12 protein-coding genes and 1 pseudogene are annotated in these 14,608 nt (G+C 36.6%); all 13 read left to right on the top strand.

Features of this window, described 5'->3' with window-relative positions:
* The first annotated feature begins 205 nt into the window (after positions 1 to 205).
* The 13 genes and pseudogenes from L4D20_RS16970 (at position 206) to L4D20_RS16910 (ending at position 14,487) form a co-directional block, all read left to right on the top strand.
* On the top strand, positions 206 to 1,255 hold the full coding sequence (locus L4D20_RS16970) for a glycosyltransferase family 2 protein (RefSeq protein ID WP_428802770.1): 1,050 nt from the start codon (positions 206 to 208) through the stop codon (positions 1,253 to 1,255).
* Positions 1,248 to 2,231, top strand: a complete 984-nt coding sequence (locus tag L4D20_RS16965) for a hypothetical protein (RefSeq protein WP_428802769.1) — start codon at positions 1,248 to 1,250, stop codon at positions 2,229 to 2,231. Before L4D20_RS16970 ends, L4D20_RS16965 begins: the two co-directional genes overlap by 8 nt.
* Before the next feature lie 3 nt (positions 2,232 to 2,234).
* On the top strand, positions 2,235 to 3,458 hold the full coding sequence (locus tag L4D20_RS16960) for an alkaline phosphatase family protein (protein WP_428802768.1): 1,224 nt from the start codon (positions 2,235 to 2,237) through the stop codon (positions 3,456 to 3,458).
* 934 nt (positions 3,459 to 4,392) lie between these two features.
* Positions 4,393 to 5,379, top strand: a complete 987-nt coding sequence (locus L4D20_RS16955) for a glycosyltransferase family protein (RefSeq protein WP_428802767.1) — start codon at positions 4,393 to 4,395, stop codon at positions 5,377 to 5,379.
* Positions 5,380 to 5,389: 10 nt separating this feature from the next.
* Complete coding sequence (locus L4D20_RS16950; RefSeq protein ID WP_428802766.1) at positions 5,390 to 6,427, top strand: polysaccharide biosynthesis protein; 1,038 nt, start codon at positions 5,390 to 5,392, stop codon at positions 6,425 to 6,427.
* On the top strand, positions 6,427 to 7,305 hold the full coding sequence (locus L4D20_RS16945) for a dTDP-4-dehydrorhamnose reductase family protein (protein WP_428802765.1): 879 nt from the start codon (positions 6,427 to 6,429) through the stop codon (positions 7,303 to 7,305). Before L4D20_RS16950 ends, L4D20_RS16945 begins: the two co-directional genes overlap by 1 nt.
* Complete coding sequence (gene wecB, locus L4D20_RS16940) at positions 7,292 to 8,419, top strand: non-hydrolyzing UDP-N-acetylglucosamine 2-epimerase (protein ID WP_428802764.1); 1,128 nt, start codon at positions 7,292 to 7,294, stop codon at positions 8,417 to 8,419. The genes L4D20_RS16945 and wecB overlap by 14 nt, the downstream gene beginning before the upstream one ends.
* Entirely contained in the window at positions 8,419 to 9,624 is a 1,206-nt protein-coding gene (locus L4D20_RS16935; RefSeq protein WP_428802763.1) for a glycosyltransferase family 4 protein, read from the top strand. Before wecB ends, L4D20_RS16935 begins: the two co-directional genes overlap by 1 nt.
* Before the next feature lie 103 nt (positions 9,625 to 9,727).
* A pseudogene (locus L4D20_RS16930) lies at positions 9,728 to 10,864 on the top strand (IS3 family transposase); the annotation flags it as partial.
* 94 nt (positions 10,865 to 10,958) lie between these two features.
* Positions 10,959 to 11,339 carry a GtrA family protein gene (locus L4D20_RS16925; RefSeq protein WP_428802762.1) on the top strand — a complete coding sequence of 127 codons (381 nt, stop codon included), beginning with the start codon at positions 10,959 to 10,961 and terminating at the stop codon, positions 11,337 to 11,339.
* Between the two features lie 99 nt (positions 11,340 to 11,438).
* The gene (locus tag L4D20_RS16920) at positions 11,439 to 12,155 is read left to right on the top strand and encodes a glycosyltransferase family 2 protein (protein ID WP_428802761.1); all 717 of its coding nucleotides are present in this window, start codon (positions 11,439 to 11,441) and stop codon (positions 12,153 to 12,155) included.
* Entirely contained in the window at positions 12,152 to 12,496 is a 345-nt protein-coding gene (locus L4D20_RS16915; RefSeq protein WP_428802760.1) for a DUF2304 domain-containing protein, read from the top strand. The genes L4D20_RS16920 and L4D20_RS16915 overlap by 4 nt, the downstream gene beginning before the upstream one ends.
* A 107-nt stretch (positions 12,497 to 12,603) precedes the next feature.
* Complete coding sequence (locus L4D20_RS16910) at positions 12,604 to 14,487, top strand: hypothetical protein (RefSeq protein WP_428802759.1); 1,884 nt, start codon at positions 12,604 to 12,606, stop codon at positions 14,485 to 14,487.
* Positions 14,488 to 14,608 lie beyond the last annotated feature (121 nt).

The raw sequence follows: 14,608 nt of genomic DNA, 5'->3' as shown, positions 1-14,608 counted from the left end.
TTGCTAGTTTAGCGAAGCTGCTAGCCGGAAATGATCAGAAAATAATGTAGATAATTTTATGGGCTTAACAGAAGTGTTGGATGATTCAGAGTACCTTTGAAGATTCTAGCGAATTTAATTACGAGGATTTCTATAAATTTCCCATGTAAATAGGTCTTATTTTGGTGAGTTTTTTAATTTTCAATTCCTAATTTGGTATTAGTAAATGTCAAACAAAAAAGTACTAGTAGTAGTTTGTGCCTATAACGAACAAGATGGTATTTTCCACTGCCTAGATAGCCTTAGAATTTCAATTGAAAAGCATAATTTAAAAGGATGCTTTTCAGTTGTTTGCGTCGATAATTCATCAACAGATGAAACTCAGGATATAGCATTTAAGTTTGCTCGAGAAAATAAGGGTTTTAACTATGTTAAAATAGAGCATTGCAATTTATGCATTTCAAGGAACACGTACAAGTCATTTGAAGGTTTTAGCTACATCGCTTATATTGATGGCGATGGGTATGTGGCCGAAGATTGGGCAATTAGTTTGGTTAAAATTCTCAATCGAAATTCCGACGCTCATATAGTTTCAGGTCCTGTGTTTGATCTAGAGTCAAAAACTGAAAACCTAGTTTGGGATATGTACTTCGACAGCAATTTGTACGGCGTCGACAACTACCTAATTGGCGCAAATATGGTGTTTAGTAGAGAACTATTGGACAAAGTTGATGGTTTTCCCTCTTTCTTTCCCGTACGAGGGGATGAGAGTAGTTTGTTACTTAGAATCAGTAATTTGGGGGAGGATATAAACCATATATTCGACACAAGTTTAGTAGCATATAACTATTTTCCAAGTGATTTATCTACTTTCCTTAAAGTCCAGTATACTGACGGAAAAAGATCGTATGATATATCTCAACTCAGTGGAACCTATCTGAAAACGAAGTTAAACGGCGTACTAAAACTCGTTTCACTACTACTTTTACTATCCGCACCGCTAATAGCCTTATTATCTCCTGCACTGGCTATGCTGTCATTTTTAGTCTCTATCGGACCGTTTTTATTACGGCACAAGACATACGTTAAAAATGTTTTTGGAAAAGTACGTAGCCCTAGTTTGATGCGAAAATTTAAATACGCATCTACTATCATTCTTTCGAGGTATTTGTTTGACGTAGGCTTTCTATCTAGATTTATTGAAAATAAAGTTATAAAGAGCGAAATGCTAGCGGAAACTAAAAATCCGACAGTAGTGGAGAGCATTAATGGATAACTCACGACTCAGCTTGTATTTTAAACAATTTGATATTTTAGATTATGTTATTGTATATGGTAGTATGGGAAGAGGGGAGACCCCTTATGTAAAAAATGTTGATGGAAAAGATTGTATTTATAATGATCTAGATTTGATACTGGTAACAGAAGATAAAGCCAAAGTAACATCATTAATACCAATGTTTAAAAAAGAAATTAAAGAATTGCTTGGTGTGACGTGGGTTGATCTACTTGTATGGAATAGCAAGCAGTTGAGAAAAAAGCGTAGCACTGTCTTTTATTATGACCTGTGTTTCAAGAATCTGGTTATAAAAGGTAATAAACAAGAGTTAGATCAAATACTGCAACTATTTCCCCAAGAACGAATAAGTACATATGATTTTTATTGTATGTATCAAACTCGTATGTGGGCCGCAATGTCTTTGTTGATTAATGAAAAAGATGGCCATGAGTATAGTGATAAACAGTTTAAAAGCTATCAATGTGCAAAAGCTCTCATCGCTATCTGTGATTTTATACTTTTTTCATATGATGCCTATACACCTATGGCTGCTGAAAAGGTCAGTAAAATTCGGCCTAATAGTGGTAGCGATGTTGAAAAATTTTTGTCTTGTCACCTACGTAATGCCGTAGAGGTGAAGTTAAATCCAGATTCAAACGCTCTCCACTATTTCATTAAAGATGAGTCTTTGGTCATTGAACTGCTACACATATATCAAGTCGCATTTGAAACATTGCTAAATTCTAAGTATTTGAATCCGTCGCTGTCATGCTGGCTAGCGGTAATTCGCATGGATGTTTCTGTTGTTGTTCATGCGGCGCTTCTTAGAGATAGAAAGATACTGACAAGAAACTCCAAAAGGAAACTGCTTAACCGATTGTTCGAACTGGAATCAAATAGTAAACTCACTACATCGAATCGGAGATATGAGAAAAGTACGTTGCCTGTTTTGTTGAAGGAACTAAGTGAATAACTGATGGAAAAAACAATTTTGGTCGTCCTTGATGCATTTAGACATGACTATGTTAACTCCAAGTCGACGCCTTTCCTATATTCGTTGCTGAGTACCAGCAAGTATTATAAAAAGCTTACTCCTAGCTACGGCTTTTGCGAGCGTACAGAGCTCATGGTGGGGTTGGAAGCAAATGAGTCAAACTACTTTACCGCCATTGGCTATGACGAAAAAAATAGTCCTTATAAACATATTAGTGGTGTGCTAAGAATATTATCAAAGATAGAAAAAGCTAGCCCCAATATAGTCAGGAAAGTTATTCGACGCTTACTTTGGGAGTATATTAGTCGCAGAAACCTTGGTTTTTCAAGTGTTAACATACCCATGGAAAGTTTGGTCTACTTTTCATTAACAGAGGATGGTGAGGGTTCGATTATTAATGAATCACCTGCGTCGATCATTAATTTTGCCAAACGTCACGATAAATCAGTTAATTTGTCTTCATTTACATCGCTTGATAGTAAGATGGCCGGGAATGATGATGATCGTATTAGCAATCTTATTGAACAGTTGAATAAAACTCCTGACTCAATCTACCTGCTATATATTAGTGCAGCTGATCACTATGGCCATAAATATGGTCCCGATTCAGATAGCTTCAAGGATGAGTTACAAAAACTCGATAAGAAACTGAAGAAATTGTATCACTCGGTCAATAAGAGTCTTGATGATGTAAACTGGATGTTTGTTGGTGATCATGGGATGACTCAGATTGAACATAAATTAGATGTGGTACAAGACGTCGACTCAGTGCTGTCTGACTATCGATTTGGTGACGATTATATCTATTTTGCAGACTCTACAGTATTCAGACTCTGGTGTTTGGATAAAAGCAAAGCGGCTGATATTGAAGTAAAATTAGAGAAATTGTTTTCTCAAACAACTTATAAAGACAAAGGTAGAATGACAACAGAGCGAGAGTTAGGTCTAATCGGTGATCGAACCTACGGAGACTTGCTTTGGTTGACTAACCCAGGGGTTGTTGTTAACCCCGACTTTTTCAATACAGCATCCAAAGAGCTAAATGGCATGCATGGTTATGACCCTCTGTTGAGCGAGACTTGTCTAGGTATGGGAATATTAAATGGAAAAAGATTTAAACCGGAACAGGTTGCTAGCGATTCTTTGGTGTCCATATACCGTGAACTTAAGATTATAGTTAGTGATGAAGATGCACAAAAATGTTAGATACTATCTAGTTGTTCATTATTTATGTTTTGTATTTACATGCTTTGTTTCAATATATTTTGGGGGGCTGTATAGTGAAGGGGATCAGTATTTTTATAATATGTGGTTTGAAGAAATTCAAACTCGTGGTCTAGTTCAAGGCTATTTATACTACTCCTCTCAAGTAAACTACTTCGAAGTTCTCCACTTCATGACTAACTGGATTGGGGGGCTGTTTACCACTAAGCTGGTCTTATATACTTTTGTCAACTGTATATTTTCTTGGAATTTAGTTCGAGCTTTGAAATCGCTTAACTTTCACCCGTTTATAGCTTTCCTTATCGTAGTCACAAACTTTTATGTCCCTGTTTTACTGTTAGCTGCAGAAAGGCTTAAGTTTGGTTTCTTGATGTTCTTTATTTTTATACTTGCTCGAGAAAACCGAACAAAATTAACGATGATCTTTATGACTTTGTTAGGACACTTACAGTTTTTACTATTATGGGCTTCTGTTGCTTCCGGATTTGTTTTACAAAAAGTGTCTAGAAAGAACGCTTTGAAAACCATACCTAAGAAGTTTTTTGTACTTCCTATTCTTGGTATACTTCTCCTGATTTTGTTTAAAGACCACCTAATGTATAAGTTGCTGGCATATTTAAAGTTCGGCGGCATAGACAATATTGTTAAACCATTGGTGTTTATGCTTCTTTCTATTTACTGTTGTTACAGTAGAAAGGCATTGATTATTGGAATATTTATAGGCCTAAGTGTTGCATCGTTTATACTAGGTTCAGAAAGGATAACAATATTCGCATTTGTTGTTTTCTTATACTTCTCTTCATTCAAAAGTAGAGGGTTGAATATTCCTAACTTATTGTTAATTCCTTACTTTAGCATTAAATCGTACGAGTTTTATGCAAATATTATAGATAAAGGAACAGGGTTCTAGACAACTATGGAAAGAATTTTCGTCAATGCCTCTGCAGCAAAAAGCGGTGGAGCGGCTACGATCCTAAATAAATTTGTTGTGACTAAAGCAAATGATGAAGACGTTCAATACGTCATAGCATCTCCTATCAGACCTTCCAACCTTGGCGACAACCAAACTTGGGTCAAGAAGAGTACTAGTTTATTTGGGACTATTTTTTACGCTCTTATTGGTGCTTGGTTTTCTAGTCGTTATTATAAGTGTAATACAATAATTAGCTTTTCTAATGTTAACGCTCTATTTCCAATAAAGAAAATCACCTATTTTCATAATATCCTGATTATTAAAGGAACAACTCTTAAGTGGAAGGGTATACGAAGTTTAGCTCGCTTGACAATGAAATCAAATACTATAGTCGTTCAAACACCGTATGTGAGAAAGGAGTTTCGAGAGTGCTTTGGTAAAAGAGCTAATGTTATTGTTAGGTGGCCAGGGATTGATATTGATGGAGCTAGGCCCCATAAAAACAATGAGTTATCGAATTGTCAAGTCAAACAGATGTTTACTATATTGGTACCAATAACTAATACTAATCTTAAACATAAGAACTTTGACTTGGTCCTTGAATTGGCGAAGAAAAGCTTGGACTACTCAGTGCGATTTCTGGTCACTACGGATTATGATCCTAGCAAACATGAAGACATAGAAAATATTGAATATGTTGGCGCGAAAAGTAGAGATGACTATCTAAATTTACTCAGCTCAGTCGATGCTACAATTGTAACGTCAACGTTGGAAACAGTAGGCTTACCTATATTTGAAAGCTTGGCATATCATAAATTCTGCTTTGTATTTAGACAGGAATACTTAGTTGGAATAACAGAACTTTTTGGCGAATTATCGGGGTTGCTAGAGTTTTCTACTAAAGATGAGTTCATTAGTGCTTATCTCAAAACTAGTAACTCTCTCCCAAATTATGAATCGGCATTCTTAGATGGCGATTGGAATTTTTAAAGGTTAAATAATGTACAAAGATAAAATACTTTTGGTGACGGGCGGAACGGGCTCCTTTGGTAATGCAGTAGTGAAAAAATTCCTCAATACCGACATAAAAGAAATCAGAATCTTCTCTCGAGACGAGAAAAAGCAAGACGATATGCGTAAGCAGTTCAGTTCAGATAGGTTAAAGTTTTATATTGGTGATGTTAGAGACTATCAAAGTGTTTCCAACGCAATGCGTGGCGTAGATTTTGTTTATCATGCTGCTGCACTAAAGCAGGTTCCTTCCTGTGAGTTTTACCCTCTTGAGGCAGTTAAGACTAATGTGATTGGTACTGAAAATGTATTAGAAGCTTCTATTTCATATAATGTTGAACGTGTGGTTTGTTTAAGTACGGATAAAGCAGTTTACCCAATTAATGCCATGGGCATATCTAAAGCTATGATGGAAAAGGTTATTGTAGCTAAAAGTCGTAACTTAGAACACACCAATACTATGATTTGCTGCACTCGCTACGGAAATGTAATGGCGTCTCGAGGTTCAGTGATTCCTTTGTTTATTCGTCAGGTTGCCAGCAAACAGCCAATAACTGTAACAGAGCCATCAATGACCAGATTCATGATGACCCTCGACGATGCAGTTGACTTAGTTTTACATGCTTTCGAACATGGCGAAAATGGCGATATTTTTGTTCAGAAAGCACCAGCTGCAACAATTGAAGTTTTAATTAAAGCATTGCTCGAAATTATGGATAAATCTGACCACCCTGTGAAAGTGATTGGTACTCGCCATGGTGAAAAGCTATACGAGGCTTTATGTAGTCAAGAAGAGATGTTTGTAGCGGTTGAGCAAGGTCAATATTACAGAATACCTTCGGATAATAGAGATCTAAATTATGCTAAGTATTTCGATGATGGAGAAAAAGACCTATCGCAAATCGAAGATTACAACTCTCACAATACGGATCGACTTAACGTTGAGGAGATGAAAGAGCTTCTTAGAAAGCTTGATTTCATCAATGAAATTGAGAGTGGCAATTTTGTAGTTCCTGAAGGTGTGTAATGAAAGTACTAATTCTCGGCGCGACAGGAATGTTAGGGTACAGCTTGTACTCGAACTTATCTGCAAATCCCAAGTTATCAGTTTTTGGTAGTGTCAGGAGCATTTCTGGTAAAGAACGTTTTTTCAATGACTTGAGAAATAACCTTGTTTACCTAGACGATATTACAGACTTGGTCTCAGTTGAGGCTACTATCACTGAGCTAGTTCCTGATGTAGTCATTAACTGTATTGGTTTAATTAAACAGTATGATATTGCTAAGCAACATATCGAGGCCATTCAGATAAACTCACTGCTGCCCCATCAATTGGCAAAAATTTGCACTAAAATTGGTGCTAAGCTGATTCATTTTTCGACCGACTGTGTGTTCACTGGATCAAGTGGAGGGTACTTGGAGAAAGACACCCCAGACTCACAGGATCTTTACGGTCAATCGAAGAAAATGGGTGAGGTTGATTACGGAGGGCATCTAACTTTTCGAACTTCAATTATCGGTCATGAGCTAACTTCTTCTGTGAGCCTTATCGATTGGTTTTTAGCTCAGTCTGATAACGTAAAAGGTTTCGACCGAGCTGTTTTTTCAGGCTTTCCAACTTGCTATATCGCTAAGGTGTTACAAGAAAAAATACTGGGAAGTGACTTAGCGGGCCTCTATCATCTATCAGCTGAGCCTATTGATAAGAATAGCCTCTTAAATCTTGTAAAAGGTGTCTACTGTAAAGATATTGAAATAACATCTGATAGTAGCTTCGTGATTGACAGAAGCCTTAATTCAGAAAAACTAAGAAAATCAATTAATTTTGCACCTCTTAACTGGAAAGGATTAGTAGAGTTAATGTTTAAAGATTACGAAAAAAGGTATCAGAATGAAGAAGCTTAAAGTTGTAACGTTTGTTGGTACTCGGCCTGAGATTATTCGACTTTCTCGAGTAGTTGCTAAGCTCGACAAGTATTTTGACCATAGCTTCGTTCACACAGGCCAGAATTATGACTATGAGTTAAATCAAATCTTTTTTGATGACTTAGAGATCAGGACACCTGATATCTTCTTAGAGTGTGCAGGTAAGTCTGCAGCTGACACTATGTCGCAGGTAATTGTGAAGTCAGATGAGGTATTAGGCCAAATTAGGCCAGATGCCGTTTTAATTCTAGGTGACACCAACAGTGCTATGGCGGCTATTTCAGCAAAGAGGCAAAAGATTCCACTCTTCCACATGGAAGCTGGTAACCGATGCTTTGATCTCCGAGTGCCTGAAGAAATTAACCGTAAAATTGTCGATCATATCTCTGATGTTAATTTACCGTATAGTGACATTGCGCGAGACTATCTCATTGCAGAAGGGATTTCACCTGACCTGATTGTGAAAACAGGAAGCCCGATGGACGAAGTACTAAGTTTCTACAGCGAAAAAATTGACTCTTCTCAGGTGTTGAATAATTTTAATATCGATGAAGGTAAATACTTTGTCGTAAGTGTCCACAGAGAAGAAAATATTGATTCAAACAATATCCATAAAATGGTTGATAGTTTGAATACGTTATCAGAGAAATACGATTACCCAATTATTGTCTCCACGCACCCAAGAACGCGTAAGAAGATTGAACAACTGAACCTTACATTCCACAGCAATGTTCAGCTAATGAAACCATTGGCGTTTACTGACTATGTAAAACTTCAGAAAGACGCATTTGTTGTTCTTAGCGATAGCGGTACTATTACCGAAGAAGCTTCTTTACTAAATCTAGCTGCAGTAAATATCCGTGAAGCGCAAGAAAGGCCTGAAGGCTTTGAAGAGGGCGCTGTCATGTTTACTGGTATGGATAAAGATAGGATTCTTCAAGCAATTTCTATTTTGGAGTGTCAAGGTAAAGGGGCAGAGCGAATGCTCAATGTAGTGCAAGACTACATAGCTCCAAATGTGTCGGAGAAAGTTGTTCGTACAATCTTGAGCTACACAGACTATGTTAATCGTGTAGTCTGGAGAAAGTACTAGTGCGCATTGCCTTATTTCCTGATGAGTATTTGCCAGAAGGAACAAGAGTACACGCGAAAATGTTTAATGAGCTTGCAGTAGAGTTGCAAGCTCAAGGGCATAAAGCGATTGTAATAACGCCGGGCAAACCAGACCAAGAGACTAACCTAGAGATAGACTTTGTTAATGGTGTAGAAGTCTGGCGCTTTAGATGCGAGACTTTACGTGGAGTCGCCAAGATAAAAAGAGCGATCAACGAATCTCTGCTCTCTTACAGAGCTTGGAGGGCAATTAAAAACAAAATCAAAGAGCAGCCTATCGATCTTTGTGTTAACTACTCCCCAACGATTTTTTTTGGGCCTTTAGTTAAAAAAATCAAGCATCAACACAATTGTAAAGTCTACCTAATTCTTCGTGATATGTTTCCTCAGTGGGCCATTGATGAGGGTATTATTCCCAAATCCGGGCTAATAACTAAGTACTTTCAATATTTTGAAAAGCTTAACTATCGTGTTTCAGATCGTATTGGTTTGATGTCTAATGCAAATGTAGAGTACTTTTCTTCATTACACCCAGAGTTTGATAATCTAGAAGTCTTGAGAAACTGGTCAGATATGAAATGCCATGAGACACCACGATCTCTTATCAATGTACGAGATGAGTATGGTCTTGAAGGTAAGGTGATTTTCTTCTATGGAGGTAATATTGGTCATGCTCAAGATATGGATAATTTGGTGCAATTAGCCAATCGTATGAAAGTACATCCAGAAGCGCGTTTTTTGTTTATTGGTCAGGGAGATGAGTACGACCTCGTAGTAAGAAGAAAAGAGGAACTGAACTTGGATAATCTAACTATTTCTGGGTCCGTAGACCAAGACACTTTTTCTGATATTTTGACTCAAGTTGATGTAGGATTATTTTCATTGGCTAGAAGCCACAAGGCGCATAATTTCCCTGGAAAACTACTAGGCTACAAAGCTAATAGCTTACCTATATTAGGTAGCTTAAACCCGAGAAATGACCTAGAAGAGTATATTAATGGCAATGAATGTGGCTTTGCATACGAGAATGGGCAAGATGAAGAACTGTTTAATGCTGCAAGGATGTTGGCCCAAGATGCTAAATTAAGACAACACCTTGGCAAAAATGGTCGGAAGGTGCTCGAAAAGTATTTTTCTGTATATTTGGCAGCCCAATCTATCGTTACTTTAAAGCATAACATCTAATTATTAATATTTTATTTTTATATGGTTTTGAAGGTCTAGAGTGATCTGCTCCAATAGTTTTGGACACTGAGTTAAGTGAGTACAATCACTAACAAGGTGAACAATGACGACTAAGAAAATACGAATCAAACATGCTACTGAATTTAAAGAAGAAGCACTCAAACTAGCTGAGAAAGTGGGTGTAGCTGCGGTGGCAAGACAACTATCCTTATATGAATCTCAATCTATGGTTGGCGAAAAGCTGTCAAAAAAGACACGAGGACCAGTGATAGAGACAAAGAACTCGCCATTGAAAATGCCAAGCTAAAACGATTAATAGCTGGGCAAGCCGAAGAGTTAGACATTGTAAAAAGCCCTCCACCTACTTAGACCTCCACCTACTTAGCGAAAAATCTAAAGTAGATTGCTATGATTCTATGCTCGAACACCTGGTGCGATATAATATTGTCCGTATGGCTAAGGTGTTTGGGGTTTCTCGAAGTGGGTTTAATTATTGGATTGAGAATCGCCATAAAGTCACTCAGCGTAACGAGCACCGCAAGCAACTTTCGAGAGGCTTTTGATGATAGAAAAGAACGTGATGGTGCAAGGCGTGCTCAAAATAGCTTGAAGAAAATGGAAATAAACATGATGTGAAAACCATTGCGCTAATATGAAGCGACAGCACTTGGTGGTGAAGGCAGCTCGTAAGTTCAAATGTACAACAGTGAGTAAGCATAAGCTTCCCGTTGCCCCAAACTTACTTGACCAAGATTTCAATGCAACTGCACCAAATCTAAAATGGGCTGGAGACTTAACCTATTTTGCAACAGGTGAAGGCTGGATGTATTTAGCCGTCATTATTGATCTTTATTCTCGACAAGTCATTGGTTGGTCTATGAGTACAAGAATGATAGTAACTTTGCATTGTGATGCGCCCTCAATGGCCCTGTTCCGCGGAGGTTTACCTGAGGGTGTGATTATTCACAGCGACCGTGGCAGTCAATATTGTTCTAGGGATTATCGAGAGTTGATCGCAGCTCATAAACTAGAACAAAGTATGAGTAGAAAAGGAAATTGTTGGGACAACGCTTGTGCCGAAAGCTTCTTTCACTCAATGAAAGTAGAAGCTATCCAATATGAGCCTATTATCACGCGAGTACATATGCGCCGAGCGCTCTTTGAATACATAGAAGTTGATGATAATCGAACAAGAAGGCACTGTGCTCTTGGGTATTTAAGCCTAACCAATTTTGAAAAAAATATGTCGCTTAACAAAGTGTCCAGTCTATCTGGTGCAGATCATAACAATCCGATTATTCAATCAGCAATGAGAATAGGTAGTTAAAGCAATAATGAAATTACTAGGGCTTTATGTGTTTTTTCAAGGGTTAGTATACGTGCTTGAGCTATCTTTGTTTGTTTTTATGACTCAAGTGTTAGCCTTAAACGTGATTGAATCAAATGCTTTTTGTAAGGTCGTTGCTTCAGTTACATCATTCTATATGCATAAATATTGTACCTTTAAGCAGTCGCAAATGACGGGTGGAAATACTGGTTCACAAGCAGTTAAATACTTTTCGATAGTTATTATTAACACGGTGATAACTTCTTTAATGTTATGGTTTCTATATGATGTGATGGGGTTATTTGCTTTGTTTTCTAAGTTTATCTCGGATGTAATTGTAATTTTGATAAGCTTCTATCTAACGAAGAAGATTGTATTTGGAACTTAAAGGTTTTCTTGTGAGTTTTTATAGTTAAGATCTTATGAACTATTTCTATTGGTTATATTTTAGAAATGGAATTTGAATATTATATTTTGGAAATAATATATGTATCCCCCAATGAAAGAGCGGTCTAAAGTTAAAAACCTTGACGATGTTTGGATTGTTATTGCAGCATATAACGAAGCTGAAGTTATAGGTAATGTGATATGTCAACTGATTGATGAAGTCACCCCTAATGTATTGGTCGTTGATGATGGTTCTGTTGACGATACCAAACAAAAAGCTGTTCAAGCCGGCGCTATTGTTATAAGGCATAGTCAAAATTTAGGACAAGGGGCAGCTATACAAACTGGGTTTAGTTACCTTTGTAATAAAGAGTTTAGTTACGCAGTTACATTTGATGCAGATGGACAGCATCAGTACCAAGATGTATATAAAATGGTGGAGCTGGCTAATAGCTCGAAAGCCGATATTATTCTGGGTAGTCGATTCTTGGGTAAGACAGAAAATATGTCAGCTCGCAAGAAAATACTACTAAGCCTAGCAGTGGCTTTCACGAACTTAACCTCAGGTGTAAAACTAACAGATTCGCATAATGGTTTACGGTTACTTACAAGGGAAACAGTGCATAAAATAACGATCGATCAGCAGGGGATGGCACATGCTTCTGAATTTATTCATGAGATAGCTAAACATGATCTGAAATGGAAAGAAATACCTGTAACTATAAAATATACAGAATATTCAGTTTCTAAAGGGCAAAGACTATCAAACTCTATTTCAATAATTCTAGATCTTATTATTAGGAAGCTATATAAATGATTATTAAACTTTTATTAGTGACAGTACTTCTTATTTTTATTGTCTACTCCTTTCAACAGAGGAAATTGTCATATTTTGTGTCTGTTTTATTGGGACTCTTCTCCATACTAGGCATAATTTTTGTAGCAGACCCACAAAGTCTTAGTTATATTGCTAACTTAATAGGTGTTGGAAGAGGGGCAGATCTACTACTATATGTATATGTTGTAGTTGGTGCAATTATCCTATTTAATCTTCACTTAAAATATCGCTCGCTATTTGATAAATACACAAAGCTCATTCGCCATATTGCATTGTTGGAAAGTGAAATTGATAGAAATAATGAAACGTACAAAAATTAGGCTTGAGTTAGAATTCCAAGCTTGTATGTTTCTTTAATTTTGTATTTATCTTGAATCATATTTTTTTGTTTATCCTTTGTATGTCGAATAATTGAGTTTGAAATTAAATGTTTGAATTTCTTAAATATATTTATCTTGAGTATAATGAGTTAATGAAGATAGGAGCAATCCTCATATTTTCACTATCCGGGTGGGTGCTTGTTGTACGTAATGTATATAAAGTAGAGACGCCTCTGTCTATTATGCTTGTCTTGTGCTTATATATCACGCTTGCTTACCCCTTTTATCTATTCGAACTTGGAAGTGCATGGAGAGTTTTTTTTCTAGCCATAGGTTTTTTGTTGACGTTATTCAGTTTTTTTTATTTTTACAGTTCTCGCACTAGTGTTACTAATCTACTGATCCCTTTATTGGAAATGTCATTGGTTGGCTTCTTTGCGTTGGCTTTTTATGTGAATATTCCGTCAGAGTTTACATTGTTCGGAAATGATGATTTCTCTCATTGGGCTTTGGCTTCACGGTTAGTTTCCGATTCTGGTGGATTGTTCAAAGTTGATTCTCCTATTATTTTCAAACACTACCCACCAGGTAGTGCTATTTTAAACTCTTTGTTTATATCTTTTTTTGATTGGTCAGAGAAGGCTGTTGTTTTAGCTCAAAATATATTTATATTTTCTTGTAATTATGCTCTGGCATCACTTCTTCTTAAGAATAAAAAAGTTGTTACGCAGTTTTCGGCAGTTATTATATACTTCATGTCTAGCCAGTTTATGTTCAACACCTATGAATTGTCAGTAGATCTGCTTATATCTAGCCTATTTGCCGCGTGTGTTGCTGTTGTATATAGATATGGAATATCAAAGCGTGCTTTGTATATACTTGTTCCATCTTTATTTGCTCTTTCTACTATTAAGCAGATTGGCTTTTTGCTAAGTTTAACTGTTTCCATGTATGCATTTTTTCTTGTTCTTCGTAGCCTATTTAGAGTTGGATTCAAAGATAAGAAGATTTGGTTGAGATCTACCTTTTATTTAGTGGCCACATCATCTTATTTTATTTCTATAATTAGTTGGCAAATTTACACCAAGTATCATGGAACATGGCGTAGCTTAGGTCGAGATATGTTGACTAATAATGACATTTGCGATGGTTCTAACTGTCTTAAACTCAAAATATTCGAACAGTTCAATGAAGCATTTTTTAGTCGAGATCTAATATTGTTCGGGTCGGATACGTATTCACTTGTATTGTTTTTACTTTCAGTTCTAGTCATTCTTCTATACAGCTTTAATCTAGATAAACGTCTTAGGGTACTATCTCTATCAATAGTGCTGGGAGGATGTATATATCTATCATTTATGTTGTATAGCTATATGAATTTTTTCTCTGAATATGAAGCGCTCAAGGTGGCATCTTATAGGCGGTATGCTTCTACCTACTTTTATGCAGTGTCGATGATATTAATTTTATTTGTTATTAAAGCTATTTTTCAGTCGACTTTGAGAAAGTTAAATTGCAAAATCGCTTTTTCGATTTTTATTCCTGTAGTATTGTTTTTGTCAGTGCCGGGCTTTAGTTCGATTTATAACCCTCCTGTTGATATAGGTAATCGTGATTTGAAGAACCAAATGATTAGGTTGTCAAAAATCGCTCAAAAGCACGCTGTTCAAGGTGATAAATTTTATCATATTTCGCAAGGAACGATGGGTTACCATAACTTATTGTTTAGGTACAATATGTATCCTTTTGATACTCAGTTTTGGTGTTGGTCTATTGGAAAACCTTTGTTCTCAGGTGACGTTTGGACCTGTGATAATCGGCTCGAAGAACTTATTAAAGGCTTTGAATGGTTAGTAATTAGTAAAGCAGATAAAACATTTTGGGATGCTAACTCAGATTATTTCGAAAAAGAAGAGGTCGGAAAGCCGGAGGCTGTCTTCAGAATTTCAAGAGATGCTTTTGATAATCCTACTTTTGAGCGAGTTAGGTAAGAACTTGTTTGAGTGTGTTGGAGGCTTACATGCTAAGGTTAAACTATCGAAGTTAGGATATCGATTAAGACACGTTAGTCTTATATATCACTAGTGCAGGGTATGTAGTGATACGCTGAAC

It is taken from the genome of Vibrio kyushuensis (genome assembly GCF_050337325.1).
In the GTDB taxonomy this organism is placed as follows: Bacteria; Pseudomonadota; Gammaproteobacteria; order Enterobacterales; family Vibrionaceae; genus Vibrio; species Vibrio kyushuensis.
This window is presented reverse-complemented; position numbering and strand designations above follow the sequence as displayed.